Source organism: Streptomyces sp. NPDC048825 (assembly GCF_043198355.1).
Classification (GTDB): Bacteria; Actinomycetota; Actinomycetes; order Streptomycetales; family Streptomycetaceae; genus Streptomyces; species Streptomyces xiangluensis.
In genome coordinates this window covers 15,980-31,696 of record NZ_JBICUR010000033.1, presented here as the reverse complement: position 1 = coordinate 31,696, position 15,717 = coordinate 15,980, and the positions used below count along the sequence as shown (strand labels likewise).

At 70.9% G+C, this 15,717-nt stretch carries 14 protein-coding genes and 1 riboswitch; of the genes, 6 read left to right on the top strand and 8 right to left on the bottom strand.

The features are described from left to right. Window positions 1-35: 35 nt before the first annotated feature. The 6 genes from ACGFNK_RS44355 to ACGFNK_RS44330 all read right to left on the bottom strand — a co-directional run bounded on the left by ACGFNK_RS44355 (window position 36) and on the right by ACGFNK_RS44330 (window position 7,448). Entirely contained in the window at window positions 36-842 is an 807-nt protein-coding gene (locus ACGFNK_RS44355; protein ID WP_393426655.1) for an MHYT domain-containing protein, read from the bottom strand. A 595-nt stretch (window positions 843-1,437) separates the two neighbouring features. Next, window positions 1,438-2,262: an ECF transporter S component gene (locus ACGFNK_RS44350; RefSeq protein WP_393426652.1), complete on the bottom strand. Its 825-nt coding sequence runs from the start codon at window positions 2,260-2,262 to the stop codon at window positions 1,438-1,440. After that, window positions 2,259-4,001, bottom strand: a complete 1,743-nt coding sequence (locus tag ACGFNK_RS44345; RefSeq protein WP_393426649.1) for an ABC transporter ATP-binding protein — start codon at window positions 3,999-4,001, stop codon at window positions 2,259-2,261. The genes ACGFNK_RS44350 and ACGFNK_RS44345 overlap by 4 nt, the downstream gene beginning before the upstream one ends. After that, window positions 3,998-5,107: a CbiQ family ECF transporter T component gene (locus ACGFNK_RS44340; protein WP_393426717.1), complete on the bottom strand. Its 1,110-nt coding sequence runs from the start codon at window positions 5,105-5,107 to the stop codon at window positions 3,998-4,000. The genes ACGFNK_RS44345 and ACGFNK_RS44340 overlap by 4 nt, the downstream gene beginning before the upstream one ends. Window positions 5,108-5,484: 377 nt before the next feature. Continuing rightward, window positions 5,485-6,141 (bottom strand): SCO2322 family protein, encoded by a 657-nt coding sequence (locus tag ACGFNK_RS44335; protein WP_393426714.1) that lies wholly within the window; start codon window positions 6,139-6,141, stop codon window positions 5,485-5,487. 59 nt (window positions 6,142-6,200) lie between these two features. Continuing rightward, window positions 6,201-7,448: a prenyltransferase/squalene oxidase repeat-containing protein gene (locus ACGFNK_RS44330; RefSeq protein ID WP_393426646.1), complete on the bottom strand. Its 1,248-nt coding sequence runs from the start codon at window positions 7,446-7,448 to the stop codon at window positions 6,201-6,203. Between the two features lie 124 nt (window positions 7,449-7,572). Then, window positions 7,573-7,655, bottom strand: a riboswitch (cobalamin riboswitch). A gap of 88 nt (window positions 7,656-7,743) precedes the next feature. Here ACGFNK_RS44330 and ACGFNK_RS44325 point away from each other — a divergent pair. After that, a complete protein-coding gene (locus tag ACGFNK_RS44325; RefSeq protein ID WP_393426643.1) occupies window positions 7,744-8,436 on the top strand; it encodes a phosphotransferase in 693 nt (230 codons plus the stop codon). An 8-nt stretch (window positions 8,437-8,444) separates the two neighbouring features. Here ACGFNK_RS44325 and ACGFNK_RS44320 read toward each other — a convergent pair whose 3' ends face one another. Next, entirely contained in the window at window positions 8,445-9,470 is a 1,026-nt protein-coding gene (locus tag ACGFNK_RS44320; protein WP_393426640.1) for an MBL fold metallo-hydrolase, read from the bottom strand. A gap of 206 nt (window positions 9,471-9,676) precedes the next feature. On the opposite strand from ACGFNK_RS44320, the gene ACGFNK_RS44315 reads away from it, so the two are divergent. After that, window positions 9,677-11,140 (top strand): aldehyde dehydrogenase, encoded by a 1,464-nt coding sequence (locus tag ACGFNK_RS44315; RefSeq protein ID WP_393426637.1) that lies wholly within the window; start codon window positions 9,677-9,679, stop codon window positions 11,138-11,140. 3 nt (window positions 11,141-11,143) lie between these two features. Next, entirely contained in the window at window positions 11,144-11,377 is a 234-nt protein-coding gene (locus ACGFNK_RS44310) for a ferredoxin (protein ID WP_033324547.1), read from the top strand. Between the two features lie 76 nt (window positions 11,378-11,453). Here ACGFNK_RS44310 and ACGFNK_RS44305 read toward each other — a convergent pair whose 3' ends face one another. Continuing rightward, a complete protein-coding gene (locus tag ACGFNK_RS44305; RefSeq protein WP_393426634.1) occupies window positions 11,454-12,209 on the bottom strand; it encodes a TetR family transcriptional regulator in 756 nt (251 codons plus the stop codon). Window positions 12,210-12,429: 220 nt separating this feature from the next. Here ACGFNK_RS44305 and ACGFNK_RS44300 point away from each other — a divergent pair, with 220 nt between their 5' ends. The 3 genes from ACGFNK_RS44300 to ACGFNK_RS44290 are packed head-to-tail and all read left to right on the top strand — an operon-like array spanning window position 12,430 to window position 15,676. Further along, window positions 12,430-13,857: a glycosyltransferase family 4 protein gene (locus ACGFNK_RS44300; RefSeq protein ID WP_393426631.1), complete on the top strand. Its 1,428-nt coding sequence runs from the start codon at window positions 12,430-12,432 to the stop codon at window positions 13,855-13,857. After that, entirely contained in the window at window positions 13,851-14,609 is a 759-nt protein-coding gene (locus ACGFNK_RS44295; RefSeq protein WP_393426628.1) for a methyltransferase domain-containing protein, read from the top strand. The genes ACGFNK_RS44300 and ACGFNK_RS44295 overlap by 7 nt, the downstream gene beginning before the upstream one ends. Beyond that, window positions 14,606-15,676 (top strand): prenyltransferase, encoded by a 1,071-nt coding sequence (locus ACGFNK_RS44290; RefSeq protein ID WP_386346376.1) that lies wholly within the window; start codon window positions 14,606-14,608, stop codon window positions 15,674-15,676. The genes ACGFNK_RS44295 and ACGFNK_RS44290 overlap by 4 nt, the downstream gene beginning before the upstream one ends. Window positions 15,677-15,717: the final 41 nt, after the last annotated feature.

Here is a 15,717-nt window from a genome sequence, read left to right as displayed (position 1 = left end):
CTCTTCGAGGGTCTGCGGCTCTGCGGACGTCCGGCTCAGGCGGTCGCGGTGGTGGCGGTAGCGGGCGCGGTGGGGCCCTCGACGTCGCGCAGCAGTTCGGCGGCGACGGCGGACTCGTCGCGCTTGCCGGTCGGGGAGAGCGCGACGTACGCGGAGGCGAGGAAGAGGAACGAGCCGAGCAGCACGGCGAGCGGGAAGAGGAACTCGGTGGCCGTGGCCCCGGACAGCTCCGCGCTGCTGGGCGCGAGGCTGACGTCGACGGCGTACATGGCGGTGTAGTGCATGCTGCTGACCGCGAGCCCCATGACGAGCGCGGCGACGGCGGCGAGGACGGGGCCGCGCACGATGAGGGTGAGAGTGAGCGCGGCGGTCGCGGCCACGACGGCGATCACGACGGAGGCGATGACGAGGAGCGGGTCGTAGTCGACGGCGCCGTGCAGGTTGAGCGCGCCCATGCCGGTGTAGTGCATGGCGGCGACACCCAGTCCGGTGCCGAGCCCGCCGAGCGCCACCGACATCACGCGCGAGCTCCCGTACCCGGCGGTGAAGACGCCGGCACTGACGACGGCGATGGCGATGGCGAGGCTGAGCACGGTGAGCGGGACGTCGTAGCGGATGGGGGTGCCCTCGACGCCGAATCCCATCATCGCGACGAAGTGCATGGTCCAGATGCCGGAGCCGATCGCGAACGAGGCCAGCAGCAGCCAGTTCCGTTTCGAGGCGCCGTCGGCCTCAAGGGCCCTGACCGTGCACCGCAGGCCGAGCGCCGAGCCGACGCAGGCCATGGCGTAGGACAGGACGGGGGTGACCCATCCGGCGCTGAAGTGGTCCATATGTCCCATGGGGAAACCCCTCTCGCCCGCCGCGTGGACAGCACAGCGCGCACGGTGGTGCCGCCGGCAACCAGAGGCCCGAGGGGTGAGATCACGCCACGGTCGCCTGACAAACAGATCACGCCAAGGGGGGCCTTGCCGGAGGTCGGTGAGGCTTCAAAGTACTGCGGTGTGGGTTCCAGCCCCGTTTGCACGCAAGTGCTTCACACTCCCCTTACCTGGCCTGAACCTTTCCCGCCGACGCAGCTCGTCATGCCGCCTGATCCACCAGTAACTACCGCAAAAGCGTCATCAATACGGTCGCCGGTCCCAGCGCACCGAACAGGCACAGGGCCGCATCGAGGGTGGCGGACGGCCCCGATTACGCTCCTGACCTGCCTGAACTCCCTTGCATGATGGGCTCATTGGGTCGTGCGGCGGGCCGTCCAGAACCAGCAGGGCTCCGCACGCACCGCACATGGCCGAAAGATGCCACAGGAAGGCGGTCAGGGAGACCCCGTTGGCCGCGACGACCGCAACGACCCGCGACGACCGCAACGACCGCGACGGCTGCGCGAGCGCCGACGCCGGCGTGCTCGTGGTGTCGCAGAGAACCGCCCCCGATCTACGGGTGCTCGAACGTGACCGGCGTCTCGAAAGCCGCCCGGCGGGTGGCCCGGCGCAGCGCCTTGAGGACGGTCGTGCCCAGGGTGAGGGTCAGGGCGACCGTTACTGTCGCTCGGCCGAGGTCCCAGCCGACGGACGTGGCCAGGCAGTACGCGAGGAAACGGGTCAGGTTGGTGGCGACGTCCGCTTCCGGGTCGAAGGCGACGCTCGACGTGAGTGCGTTCATGAAGGGCCAGCCGGACAGGTTCATGAGCGTGCCGTAGGCGAAGGCCGCTACGAAGCCGTACGCGGCGAGCATCGCCAACTCCGCACGGCCCCGTAGGCGGTCGGGGCCCGGGAGGAGGCCCGCGCCCATCGCGAACCAGCCCATGCAGAGCATCTGGAAGGGCATCCATGGCCCGACCCCGCCCGTGAGCAGCGCGGACGCGAACATCGTGACCGCCCCGAGCACGAAGCCGAAGCCGGGGCCCAGCACCCTGCCGCTCAGCACCATGAGGAAGAACATCGGCTCGATCCCGGCCGTCCCGGCACCGATCGGCCGCAACGCCGCCCCCGTCGCCGCCAGCACCCCGAGCATGGCCACGGCCTTCGCTCCGATCCCCGACTCCGAGACCGCCGCGCCCACCACCCCGACCAGCAGCACGAGCAGCCCCGCGAACAGCCAGGGCGCGTCCTGCGCATGGGCGCTGACCTGGGACGTCGGCCCGGCGAACAGGGGCCAGGCGAAGGCCGCGAGGCCGATGGCGCTGACAAGTGCGAGGGCGGTGATGGAGCGGGGGCCGAGACGGATCGCGCGAGCCTGGGCCTGCGCCTGGGAAGTCACGTGTCCGTCCCCCGCTCTGCTGTCTCCGGGGTTGCCGTCTCCGGCTCCGTTACGCCCAGGGCCGCGCGTACCTGCGAGACCGTCAGCCATTTCTCCGGAGTCAGGATCTTCGTCACCTGCGGGGCGAAGGAGGGTGAGGCGAGGACGACCTCAGTGGTGGGGCCGTCGGCCACCGGTTCGCCATCGGCGAGGATCACCACCCGGCGGGAGAGTTCGGCGGCCAGCTCCACGTCATGGGTGGCCAGGATGATGGCGTGGCCCGCCGTCGACAGGTCCCGCAGGACCGTCACCAGGCGGGACTTCGCCGCGTAGTCGAGGCCGCGGGTCGGCTCGTCCAGGAGGAGCAGTGGTGGGCGGGCCGTCAGGACGAGGGCCAGGGCGAGGGTGAGGCGTTGGCCCTCGGAGAGGTCGCGGGGGTGAGTGTCGTCCGCGATTCCGGGGAGCAGTTCGGAGAGCAGGACGCGGCAGGTGCCCGGCTTTGCGCCCGCGTCCCGGTCCGCGGCCGTGCACTCGGCGGCCACCGTGTCCGCGTACAGCAGATCGCGAGGCTCCTGCGGTACGAGGCCGACGCGGCGGACGAGTTCACGGGGTGCCGTCCGGTGCGGTACGGCACCACCCACCCGTACGGAACCCGACGCCGGCTCGACCAGCCCGACCAGTGCGCTGAGCAGGGTGGACTTTCCGGCACCGTTCCGGCCCATGAGGGCGATGGTCTCGCCGGGGGCGACGGTCAGGGTGACGTCGTGGAGCACTTCGGTGCGGCCTCGGCGGACGGTGAGGCTGTCGATCGCGGCCGCAACTGAGGTCCCTGGCAGGGGAGTTGTGATGTCACGCCTGCGGAAGAGGCGGGAGCGGGGTCGTACGGGACGGGGTGCGGGCGCCGCGGCCGGAGCCGCGCTCGAGGACTCGTCCTCGTACGCCACCTCTGACAGCCGTTCCCGCAGCGCCCCCGCCCTCCGGCGTGCGTCGCGCACCGTCAGCGGCAGCGGCGACCATCCGTCCAGTCGCCCCAGGGCGACGACCGGCGGGTACACCGGCGAGACGGCCATGACCTCGGACGGAGACCCCAGCACGAGCGGGGCGCCAGGAGCCGGGAGGAGGGCGACCTGGTCGGCGTACTGGATGACGCGTTCGAGGCGGTGTTCGGCCATGAGCACCGTGGTGCCGAGGTCGTGCACGAGGCGTTGGAGGACGGCGAGTACCTCCTCCGCGGCGGCCGGGTCGAGCGCCGAGGTCGGCTCGTCGAGGACCAGGACCTTGGGGTGCGGGGTGAGGACCGAGCCGATCGCGACCCGCTGCTGCTGGCCGCCGGAGAGGGTGGAGATCGGGCGGTCGCGGAGGTCCGCGAGGCCCAGCAGGTCCAGGGTCTCCTCGACACGGCGACGCATCACGTCCGGCGCGAGGCCCAACGACTCCATGCCGTAGGCGAGTTCGTCCTCGACCGTGTCCGTCACGAAGTGCGCGAGCGGGTCCTGGCCCACCGTGCCGACGACATCGGCGAGTTCGCGCGGCTTGTGGGTACGGGTGTCACGGCCCGCCACTGTGACGCGTCCGCGCAGGGTGCCGCCCGTGAAATGCGGGACCAGCCCGCTCACCGCACCCAGGATCGTCGACTTACCGACGCCGGACGGCCCGACCAGCAGCACCAACTCGCCCTCGGGAACGGTGAGTTCGACACACCGGACAGTCGGCTCGGTCGCCCCGTCGTACGTCACGGAGACATCCTCGAAGCGGATCATGAGGGCTCCTTGGAGGCAGAGGAAGTGGGGGGAGTGGGGGCGATGAAGGACGGGGCGAGGCCGAGCAGGATCGCGGCGGCCGGCCAGAGGGGGAGGGTGGGGGCCGCCAGGGGTACGACGCCGGGGTGCAGGGCGGCGGAGTCGTACGCGGCGTACAGGATCAGCAGCGCCGCGACCCCCGCACCAGACCCGGCGACCAGCCACGCCCGTACGCCCCACACGTCCGGCCGGTATCGCGTACGCAGCGAGCGGCGACCGCCGAGCCAGAGCCCGGCGAGGGCCGCGCAGAGTCCGGCGAGCAGCACGGGCAGGCCGTAGGTGCCGCCTTCGGCGGTGAGCAGGCCGTACGTTCCCGCGCAGACGCCGACCAGGCCGCCGAGGGTGAGTACGGCGGTGGTGCGGCGGACGGCGGGCGCTACTTCGGCGGTACGGCCGTAACCGCGGGCATCCATCGCCGCCGCGAGCGCGACCGAACGCTCCAACGCACCCTCCAGGACCGGGAGTCCGACCTGGAGCAGGCCGCGTATCCCGTGGTCGGGCCGTCCACGCAGACGGCGTGCGGCGCGCAGACGCTGGACGTCCGCGATCAGGTTCGGGGCGAAGGTGAGCGCTACGACGGCCGCGACTCCCGCCTCGTACAGGGCGCCCGGGAGGGATTTGAGGAGGCGGGCAGGGTTGGCGAGGGCGTTCGCGGCGCCCACACAGATGAGGAGCGCGGCCAGTTTCAGGCCGTCGTACAGCGCGAAGAGCAGGCCCTCCGCGGTGACTCGGCCGCCGATGCGGATGCCCTGCGCCCAGTCGGGGAGCGGGAGTTCGGGGAGGGTGACGAGGGTGTGGGTGCCGGGGATGGGGGAGCCGAGGAAGACGGCGAAGGCGAGGCGGACGGCGAGTACGGCCAGGGCGAGTTTGACGAAGGCGGTGTAGGAGCGGGACCAGGGGGATTGGCTGCGGTGGGTGGCTACTACGTAGCCCGCTACTGCTATGAGGAGGGCGAGGAGGAGGGGGTTCGTGGTACGGGAGGCGGCGGTGCCGAGACCGAGGGCCCAGAGCCACCAGGCGCCTGGGGGGAGGGCGTTGGAGCGGGTCGCCTGCGGCGGGCTGAGCAGGGAGCGGCGGCGGGGGTTGCCGGATGGCGGGTTGCCGACTGTCGGGTTACCGGCGGGCCTGTTGCTGGCTGTCAGCTTGCCGGACGGCGGGTTGCCGACTGGCGGATTGCTGGAGGGTCGTTCGCTGGATTGCGGGTTACCGGATGGCCGTTTGCCGGCTTGCAGGTTGCCGGCAGGCCGGTGGCTCGGTGGCTGACTGTCCGTTGGCAGGCTGCTGGATGGCCGTTCGCCGGCTGGCAGCTTGCCGGACGGCCGGTTGTCCGACGGCCGGTTGTCGGACGGCCGGTTGTCGGACGGCCAGTTGCCGGTTGGCGCATCCTGGGCTGCTGCCTTGCCCGCAGCACTACTGGCTTCGCTCATCGCGCACCCTCCGCCCGTCAGTCGCGCCGCCGCCGACGCGTCTGCCAGACCGCCGCCGCGCCGAGCACCGCCACGGCCCCGATGCCCGCGAGCAGGCCCAGCGACGGGCCCTGAGCGTCGGAGTCGCCACCGGAGTCGCCACCGGACTCGCTCTCGCCGGAGGCGCTCGTATCGCTGGTATCGGGAGGCGTGTCCGAAGGCGTCGTCGTCGGCTCTGCGGCCGAGACCTGATCGCCGCACTCCGTGCGCGGGTAGCCCGCGATGGCGCACAGCAGGGTGTTCGTGTCGTAGCGCAGAGGCTTGGCGACCGCGGCGAGCGCGTCCGCCGTCGTCGCGTCCTCCGGGACGCGGGCGCAGGCCGTACGCGCACGGGGCGGCGTCTCGCCGGACGGCGCGTCCGCGTTCGTGCCGAAGTCGAGTACGAGGGCGACCCGTTTCGAACCGTCCCGCGCGGGCGTCTTCGCGCAGATCGTCGCGAACTCCGCGGCCCCGCGCGGCTTCGCTGCATCCCGGGAGTCCTCGCTCACCGAGAAGCGGAAGCCCTGGACGTCGCCGTCGGAAGGGCGGGCGGTCGACGGGCCCTGGGTCGCGTACACCCAGGTGCCGCCGTCGCGGTCCCAGAAGGACCAGTAGCGGTAACCGGCCGCGTGGGCCTGCCCCGTCGAGCCGAGCATGGTGAGCGCGGCGAACAGTGGGGCCAGGATCAGCAGGACCCTACGGCGGCGGAGGCGGATCACTGCTTCGGCTGCTTCTTGTTGCGGCTGCTGATCAGGAAACCGACGCCCATGCCGCCGACAAGGCCGACGCCGATGATCCACCAGACGCTGACGCCGCCGTCCTCATCCTGCTCCTTCTCCTTGCTGGGCACGGCGGTGTCGGTGACGGTGGCGTTCCCGCCCTCCGGGCCGCTGGAGCCGAGCTGCTTCACCAGGTCCACGCCGCCGAAGTCGCGCGGGTTCGTACCGGTCGCGTGCGCCGCGAAGATCAGCTGGGCGTACGCGGCCGGGCCGCTCTGCGCCGCCCAGGAACGGGAGTTCTTCTCCAGCCAGGCGAGCGGCTTCGCGGCCTCGGTGGTGCGGCCCGCGGCGGCGAGCGCGACGACGGCGTCGGCGGTGTTGCCGTGGTCGGGCTGGTCCTCGGCGCCGGCGAGGGCGGACTTCAGGTAGCCGTCCTTGGCGACCGCGCTCGCGAGATACGCGGAGCCGCCCCGCGCACCGTCCTCGGGCGTGAACTTGTCGCCACCGTCGGCACACGCGGAGTCCCCCGCCGCGGCCTTCCCGGATTCCGTCACGAACCCCTTGCCCAGGCTTCCCAGCACGCCCGCCGCCGTCGCGTCCGCGTTCGCCGCGAGGTTCCCCTTCTTGTCCGGCTGGAAGGCGAACGCGCCCCCGCCGTCCTCGTCGCAGGGGACGGACAGCGCCCGCAGCGCCTGGTACGGGGACTCGCCGTCCTTGGACAGCACTTGCTGAGGCTTCTCGCCCGCGGCCACCAGCGCGCCGATCACGACAGACGTCGAGTTGGTGTCGCTCGCGCCGCCCGCCGCGTAGCCCCAGCCACCGTCCTTGTTCTGCACGGACTTCAGCCAGGCCAGGGCCTTGTCCGGCGCCGCGCCGTGTCCGCCGAGCGCCTCCAGGGCCTGCAGGGCGGCGGCCGTACTGTTCGTGTCGACCAGCGTCTTGGCGTCACACTTCGCGCTCGCGTTCGCGCGGTACGGCGCGAACGCACCGCTCTCACACTGCTGCGCGACGAGCCAGTTGACGGCCGTCTCCGCGGGCTTCACGCCCACGGTGTGCTGGGCGAGCAGCGCGAGCGACTGCCGCCAGACGCCGTCGTACGTCGGATCCGTGCTGCCGAACAGCCCGGACGGCAACGTCTTGGACGGCGACGGGGAGGGCGATTCGGCGGCGAGGGCGACCGGCGCGCAGGCCGCACCGATCACGGCGGTGGCGGCCAGCACGGTGGCGCTACGGCGAATTTTCATGATCGGCGGTTTCTCCCTACGGGGAGCCGGGCAGCCCAGAGCCCCGGGCGGCTCGGCTCCGTATGCCTCGACGGTGCCCGCCACCGGCGTTCCCCGGTGACGTCGAGCCAGTCACTTCCGTATGGGGCATTCCGGCTCACCGCCCGCTGTCGAGACTGCGGACGACTCACGGTTGCGGGTCAGCGCCGGTTTTGCACCGGCTTCCCCCCGTACGGGTGTGATGACGACCTGCTTACTGTACCGGCACGTAAGAAGACGCTGAGGCCCGGCTGCGGGCCGCCGATAGGTTCGGCGCATGAGAAGCCACTTACAGCTCGGCGCCCTGCTCGGCTCCGGCCGTACGGCGGATGTGTACGCGCTCGACGATCCGGAGGACGGGGCGTGGGTGCTACGCCGCTACCGCGAGGGGTACGGCGACGCGCCCGCCGAGGCGGCCGTCATCGAACACGTACGCGGCCACGGCTATCCGGTGCCGCGCGTACGGACGGCCGACGCGCGCACCGACTTGGTGATGGAGCGCCTGTCGGGCCCGACCATGCTCGAAGCGGTGGCGGCGGGCGAACTCACCGCCAGTGCGGCTGGAACGACCATCGCCCACCTCCTGACCCACCTGCACACGATCTCGCCCCGCCTCTCCTCCAATCCCACGGCCCGCGTCCTGCACCTGGACCTGCACCCGGAAAACGTGATCGTGACCCCATCCGGCCCGATGGTGATCGACTGGGCCAACACCGAGGAGGGCCCACCCGGCCTCGACTGGGCCATGTCCGCCGTAATCCTGGCCCAGGTGGCCGTCGCCGACGACGACCCCCGAGCCCCCTTGGCCCACACCATGCTGACCGCCCTGCTCACCCCCTGCCCCGCCCCACCCCTCCTACGAGCCCTGCCCCAGGCACTCCAACGCCGGGCGACCCAACCGACGATGAGCTCCCACGAACTCGAACTCCTCACCGAGGCAGACAAGTTGATCCGTACGCTGCTGAGCTAGCCCCGCCCTCACACCGCCACGTACGTCACCGGATCGCTCCCCGTAACCGCCTCCGCCCGCCCCAGCTTCACCAGTCGGCGCAGATGGGCCTCCGCCTCGGAGACCGCGATGTTTCTTGAGGGGTACGGGATCTGGTCCCAGGGGCGGTTCCACTCCATGCGTTCGGCGAGCTGCCAGGGGGTGAGGGGAGCGGTGAGGAGGGAGAGCAGGTCGGTCAGGCGGGACTCGTGGTGGGTCAGCAACTCCCGTACGCGAGAAGGGGCGTCGGTGAAGGCGTGCTGGTGGGCGGGGAGGACCTCGGCGGGGGCCAGGCGGCCGATGCGTTCGAGTGAGTCGAGGTAGTCGCCGAGGGGGTCCATGACCGTGGCGTCGTCCGGGTCCTCGTACAGGCCGATGTGCGGGGTGATCTCCGGGAGGAGGTGGTCGCCGGAGAACAAACGGCCTCTGCCGGGGAGTTGGGCCGGGTGGTTCTCCTCCAGGTGGAGGCAGACGTGGCCCGGAGTGTGGCCGGGCGTCCAGATCGCGCGGAGGCGGCGGCCCGCGAGGTCGAGGAGTTCGCCGGGGACTATCTCGCGGTCGGGGAGGGCGGGAGACAGGCCGGGGAGGGTGCGGGGGTGGGCCGTGCGCAGGGGCGCCACGTGTTCCTCGGGTGCCCCGGCAGCCGTGAGCTTGTCCGTCATGTACGTGAACCAGCGCTGGGGCCGCGTCCCGCGCGTGCGCCGGACGATCGACGCGTCCGCCTCGTGCATCGCGACCCAGGCGCCGGAGGCCTCCCGTACCTGGCCGGACAGTCCGTGGTGGTCGGGGTGGTGGTGGGTGATGACGACCCCGTGGATCTCGGATGGCGAAGTGCCGCATTCCGCAAGGCCGTCGGCCAGTGTCTCCCAGGACTCCGGGTCGTCCCAGCCTGTGTCGACCAGGACCGGGCCGCGGTCGGTGTCGAGGACGTACACCAGTGTGTAGCCGAGCGGGTTGTCAGGGATGGGGACCCTGATGGACCGTACGCCGCCGCCGTGGTCGGTCACTTGCGTCATGGATTCCCCGTCCTGGTTCTCAGCCCGGTCCTGTGCGGCCCGCTTCGGTCCGCTTCGGTCCTCTTCGGCATGGCCATTGCTCACTATAACTAGAACTGGTATCAGTTCCTCGTGTGTATCTGAAACAGCGTCAGGAAGTCAGTGACTGAGATCAGCAACTGGGATCAGCAACTGGGATCGCCCGGCTCCGCAGGAGGCAGTAGCTCATGACCGAGCTCGTGGAACACGGAAAGCTGTTCATCGGCGGGGAGTTGACGGACCCGCTGGGCCAGGACGTCATCGAGGTGGTCTCGCCGCACACGGAGGAGGTCATCGGGAGGGTGCCGCACGCCTCGGCGGCCGATGTGGACCGGGCGGTGGCGGCGGCGCGTACGGCGTTCGACGAGGGCCCCTGGCCGCGTATGACGCTCGACGAGCGGATCGAGGTCGTCGGCCGGATCAAGGACGCGTTCGCCATACGGCACGAGGAGATCGCCCGCGTCATCTCCTCCGAGAACGGCACCCCGTACACCTCCTCCGTGATGGTGCAGGCGCTCGCCTCGATGATGGTGTGGGACGCGGCGATCACCACCGCGCGCGGCTTCACGTACGAGGAGCAGCGTGACGGTGTCCTCGGGAAGATCCTGGTGCGGCGCGAACCGGTCGGCGTGGTCGCGGCCGTCGTGCCGTGGAACGTGCCGCAGTTCACCGCCGCCGCCAAGCTCGCTCCCGCGCTGCTGGCCGGCTGCACCGCGGTCCTGAAGGTGTCGCCCGAAACCCCCCTGGACGCCTATCTGTTGGCGGAGATCGCCGCCGAGGCCGGGCTGCCGGAGGGTGTGCTGTCGATCCTGCCCGCCGACCGTGAGGTGAGTGAGTACCTGGTCGGGCATCCGGGGGTCGACAAGGTGTCCTTCACGGGCTCGGTCGGTGCCGGAAAACGCGTCATGGAGGTCTGCTCGCGCAACCTCACCCGCGTCACCCTCGAACTGGGCGGCAAGTCGGCCGCGGTGATCCTGCCGGACGCAGACGCGCAGACGGCGGTGGGCGGCATCGCCCCCTTCGCCTGGATGATCAACGGGCAGGCGTGCGTCGCCCAGACCCGCATCCTCGTGCCGCGCACCCGCTACGACGAGTTCGCCGAGGCCTTCGCCGCCGTCGCGGGCGCGTTGAAGATCGGCGATCCGCTCGACCCGGCCACCGAACTCGGCCCGTTGGTTGCCCGGCGTCAGCAGCAGCGTTCCCTCGACTACATCCGCATCGGCCAGGAGGAGGGCGCCAAGATCCTCACCGGTGGCGGACGTCCGGCCGGCTTCGACAAGGGCTGGTACGTCGAGCCGACGCTCTTCGGCGACGTCGACAACTCCATGCGGATCGCCCGCGAAGAGATCTTCGGGCCGGTCATCTGCCTCATTCCGTACGGCGACGAGAGCGAGGCCGTGAAGATCGCGAACGACTCCGACTACGGGCTGAGCGGCAGCGTGTGGACCGCGGACGTCGAGCGTGGCATCGAGGTCGCGCGTCAGGTCCGTACGGGCACGTACTCGGTCAACACCTTCAGCCTCGACATGCTCGGCCCGTTCGGCGGTTACAAGAACTCCGGTCTGGGGCGGGAGTTCGGGCCCGAAGGGTACGGCGAGTACTTCGAGCACAAGATGATCCACCTGCCCAACGGCTATGAGGGTGAGGCCTAGAAGATGGGTGACCGCTGGCACATCGAGGTCGACCGCTCGGTCTGCATCGGCTCGTCCCAGTGCGTCAACCAGGCTCCCCATGCCTTCCACCTCGACTCCGCCCGCCAGTCCCACCCCCTGGACCCGGACACGGATGCCAACGAGAAGGTCCTGGAGGCGGCGGAGGGCTGCCCGGTGGAGGCGATCATGATCAGCCTGGTGGGGTCGGGGGAGCCGGTGTTTCCGCCGGAGGAGTGAGTCACTCCTCGCCGCCCGGCTCGGTCAGGCCGGTTCGCCGCCCGGCTCGGTCAGGCGGGTTCGCCGCCTGGCTCCGTCACGTCGATTTGCCGCCTGGCTCCGTCAGGTCGATCAGGCGGCACACCGTCTCGATGTCGATTTTGACCTGGGCGATGGAGGCGCGGCCCGAGAGCCAGGTGATGAGGGCCGAGTGCCAGGTGTGGCCGATGACGCGGACCGCGGAGAGCTGGTCGGGGGTGGGGTCGTCCAGGCCCATGGCGTCCAGGATGATCATGGTGGTCTGGCGGGACACCTGATCCACCTCCGGGCTGACGCTGCGGTCCGCGAACGTCAGGGCCCGAACCATGGCGTCGGCGAGGTGCGGCTCGCGCTGGAGGGCGCGGAAGGCGCGCATCAGGGTCGCGGCGACGCGTTCCGCCGCCGTGTCGCCGGCCGGGGGCTTCTTGCGGAGGGTGCCGTGCATGTGGGCGAGCTGGTCCTGCATCGTGGCGACGAGCAGGTGGATCTTCGACGGGAAGTAGCGGTACAGCGTGCCGAGGGCGACCTGCGAGGACTCCGCGACCTCGCGCATCTGCACCGCGTCGAAGCCGCCCCGGCTGGCCAGTTGCGCGCTCGCATGCAGGATGCGCCGGCGCCGCGCCTCCTGACGCTCGGTGAGCGGCGGCGAGTCCGGCTGGACCGTTCGCAGTGCCGCGTGCGCGCTCCGCGCGGCGGGCTTCTCGGCGCCCGTGGCCGAGCGCCCGGCGTCCGCGGCCGAACGCTCGGCCTTCGTCGTCGGCTGCGCGGTCTTCGGCTGTGCCGTCTTCGCCGAAGGTTTGGCTTCCGCTGGCATGTGTCCCGTTCCGTGACGTTCGTGCAGAGGGTCGGTGGGGGGCGGGGGGAGCGACAGCAGAGTAGGGCCTCGCCGTGGCGTGAATCACCCGATCCACCGCTCACAGGAGGGCTACCTGCCGGTAGATTCAGTGCTCCCTGAACGATCAAGTCTGAAACTTGTTCTAGATTACCGTCCCGAAGTAATCTCGCGGGAAACTGCTGGAAGAAGGGGGCCCGGAGTGACCGCTGAGGCCATGGAGGCGGGTCCCGAGGAGGGCTCGGCCGCCGACGGCGACCGACCGTTGCGCATCGCGCTCCTCACCTACAAAGGGAACCCGTTCTGCGGCGGCCAGGGCGTCTACGTACGGCACCTCTCGCGCGAGCTCGCCCGCCTCGGCCACCGGATCGAGGTCATCGGCGCCCAGCCGTACCCCGTACTCGACGTGGACGTGCTCGACGCGGCTGAGGCACCGGGCGGGCTCTCCCTCACCGAGCTGCCCAGCCTCGACCTGTACCGTCCCTCGGACCCCTTTCGCACCCCGAAGCCCGGCGAGTTCCGCGACTGGATCGACGCCCTCGAGGTCGGCACGATGTGGACCGGCGGTTTCCCCGAGCCGCTGACCTTCTCGCTGCGGGCCCGGCGCCATCTCCGCGCCCGTCGCGGCGAGTTCGACGTCGTGCACGACAACCAGACCCTCGGCTACGGCCTGTTGGGCGGCATCGGCGCGCCCCTCGTCACGACGATCCATCACCCCATCACCGTGGACCGGCAGTTGGAGCTGGACGCGGCGAACGGCTGGCGGGAGCGCGCCTCCAAACGCCGCTGGTACGCCTTCACCCGCATGCAGAAGCGCGTCGCGCGACGCCTCCCGTCCGTCCTCACCGTCTCCGGCACGTCCCGTCAGGAGATCGTGGACCACCTCGGCGTACGCGACGAACGCATCCACGTCGTGCACATCGGCGCCGACACCGACCTCTTCTCGCCGGATCCGTCCGTGCCGCAGACACCGGGACGCATCGTCACCACCTCCAGCGCGGACGTGCCGCTGAAGGGGCTCGTCTTCCTCCTGGAGGCGCTGGCCAAGGTGCGCACCGAGCACCCCGCCGCCCACCTCGTCGTCGTCGGCAAGCGCGCCGAGGACGGACCGGTCGCCCAGGCCATCGAGCGATACGGGCTCGAAGGCGCCGTCGAGTTCGTGAAGGGGATCTCGGACGAGGAACTGGTCGACCTCGTACGGTCCGCCGAGGTCGCCTGCGTGCCTTCCCTGTACGAGGGCTTCTCGCTGCCCGCCGCCGAGGCGATGGCGACTCAGACGCCGCTCGTGGCCACCACCGGCGGGGCGATTCCCGAGGTGGCGGGAAGGGACGGTGAGACTTGCCTGGCTGTCCCGCCGGGTGATTCCGGGGCGCTGGCCGGCGCCCTGAGCAGGCTTCTCGGAGACCCCTCGCTGCGTGCGCGGCTCGGAACCGCCGGGCGTGCGCGGGTCCTTGAGCGGTTCACCTGGGCGCGGGCGGCCGAGGGGACGGTGGCGCGGTATCGCGAGGCGATCGCCGACGCCGGGGGAGCCCGTCGGCCCGCCGCCGTCAGCGCTGTTGAGGCCGAAGCTGTCGAACAAGCAGCCGCAGAAGTAGTCGTAACCGATCGCGAAAGCAGGGCCACGTGCTGACCGTCGACTTCTCCCGGTTCCCGCTCGCCCCGGGCGACCGCGTACTGGACCTCGGGTGCGGAGCCGGCCGGCACGCCTTCGAGTGCTACCGGCGCGGAGCGCGGGTCGTGGCGCTGGATCAGAACGCCGAGGAGATCCGCGAGGTCGCGACCTGGTTTGCCGCGATGAAGGAGGCGGGGGAGGCGCCGGAAGGCGCGAGCGCCGTCGCCATGGAGGGAGACGCGCTTCAACTCCCGTTCCCCGACGAGTCGTTCGACGTCGTGATCATCTCCGAGGTCATGGAGCACATACCCGATGACAAGGGCGTACTCGCGGAGATGGTGCGCGTGCTGAAGCCGGGCGGGCGGATCGCCGTCACGGTCCCGCGCTACGGGCCCGAGAAGGTGTGCTGGGCGCTGTCCGACGCGTATCACGAGGTCGAGGGCGGCCACATTCGCATCTACAAGGCCGATGAACTGCTCGGCCGGATGCAAGAGGCGGGACTGAAGCCGTACGGCACGCACCACGCCCACGCGCTGCACAGCCCGTACTGGTGGCTGAAGTGCGCGTTCGGCGTCGACAACGACAAGGCGCTGCCGGTGCGGGCGTATCACCAGCTTCTGGTCTGGGACATCATGAAGAAGCCGCTCGCCACGCGGGTCGCCGAGCAGGCGCTGAACCCGTTGATCGGCAAGTCCTTCGTGGCGTACGCGACCAAGCCGCATCTGCCGGTTGAGGCCGCTTCGACCGACGCCTCGGTGGACGCTTCGTGACGACACCCCGTACAGAACACCTCGTCCTGGCCGGGGTGCTCACCGCGGAGCAGGCCGCCGAGACGGTGCGGGGCATCCTCGCCGTGCAGCGGGCGGACGGCGCCATACCGTGGTTCCGCGGGCACCACCTCGACCCGTGGGACCACACCGAGGCCGCGATGGCGCTGGACGCGGCGGGCGAGCACGAGGCGGCAGAGCGGGCGTACGACTGGCTGGCGCGGCATCAGAACGAGGACGGATCCTGGTACGCGGCTTATGCCGACGGGGACGCCGCCGACGTCACCGACCGCGGTCGGGAGACCAACTTCTGCGCGTACGTCGCCGTCGGGGTCTGGCACCACTATCTGGCGACCGGCGACGACACCTTCCTGGACCGGATGTGGCCCACCGTCTACTCGGCCATGGAGTTCGTGCTGCGGCTCCAGCTGGCGGGTGGGCAGATCGGCTGGCGGTGCGAGGACGACGGGACCGGGGCCGACGATGCGCTGCTGACCGGAAGTTCGTCCGTCCACCATGCCCTGCGCTGCGCGCTCGCGATCGCCGAGGAGCGGGAAGAGGCGCAGCCGGACTGGGAGTTGGCGGTGGGGGCGTTGCGGCACGCGATACGGCGGCATCCGGAGCGGTTCCTCGACAAGAGCCGTTACTCCATGGACTGGTACTACCCCGTGCTGGGCGGGGCGCTCACCGGGCCCGAGGCGAAGGAACGCATCGAGCGGGACTGGGATCGCTTTGTGGTGCCGGGAGTCGGCGTACGGTGCGTCGTGCCCAATCCCTGGGTGACGGGCGGCGAGTCCGCCGAACTCGCCCTGGCGCTCTGGGCCGTGGGCGAGTCCGACCGGGCCCTGGAGATCCTCCAGTCCATCCAGCACCTCCGCGACCCGAAGACCGGCCTGTACTGGACGGGCTACGTCTTCGAGGACGAGGCGGTCTGGCCCGAGGAGTTGACGGCCTGGACGGCGGGCTCGCTGCTGCTCGCCGTGGCCGCACTGGGCGGGGACGAGGCGACGTGTGCGGTGTTCAGCGGGGAGCGGTTGCCTTGGGGGCTGGACGCCGACTGCTGTTCGTAGCGTTGTGCTCGTAACGCTTTGCGCGTAACGCCTTGGGCGTA

Coding starts and splice junctions, on each gene's coding strand:
- ACGFNK_RS44355 (WP_393426655.1), bottom strand. CDS start 842: ATGGGACATATGGACCACTTCAGCGCCGGATGGGTCACCCCCGTCCTG.
- ACGFNK_RS44320 (WP_393426640.1), bottom strand. CDS start 9,470: ATGACGCAAGTGACCGACCACGGCGGCGGCGTACGGTCCATCAGGGTC.
- ACGFNK_RS44310 (WP_033324547.1), top strand. CDS start 11,144: ATGGGTGACCGCTGGCACATCGAGGTCGACCGCTCGGTCTGCATCGGC.
- ACGFNK_RS44325 (WP_393426643.1), top strand. CDS start 7,744: ATGAGAAGCCACTTACAGCTCGGCGCCCTGCTCGGCTCCGGCCGTACG.
- ACGFNK_RS44315 (WP_393426637.1), top strand. CDS start 9,677: ATGACCGAGCTCGTGGAACACGGAAAGCTGTTCATCGGCGGGGAGTTG.
- ACGFNK_RS44345 (WP_393426649.1), bottom strand. CDS start 4,001: ATGATCCGCTTCGAGGATGTCTCCGTGACGTACGACGGGGCGACCGAG.
- ACGFNK_RS44330 (WP_393426646.1), bottom strand. CDS start 7,448: ATGAAAATTCGCCGTAGCGCCACCGTGCTGGCCGCCACCGCCGTGATC.
- ACGFNK_RS44305 (WP_393426634.1), bottom strand. CDS start 12,209: ATGCCAGCGGAAGCCAAACCTTCGGCGAAGACGGCACAGCCGAAGACC.
- ACGFNK_RS44335 (WP_393426714.1), bottom strand. CDS start 6,141: ATGCTCGGCTCGACGGGGCAGGCCCACGCGGCCGGTTACCGCTACTGG.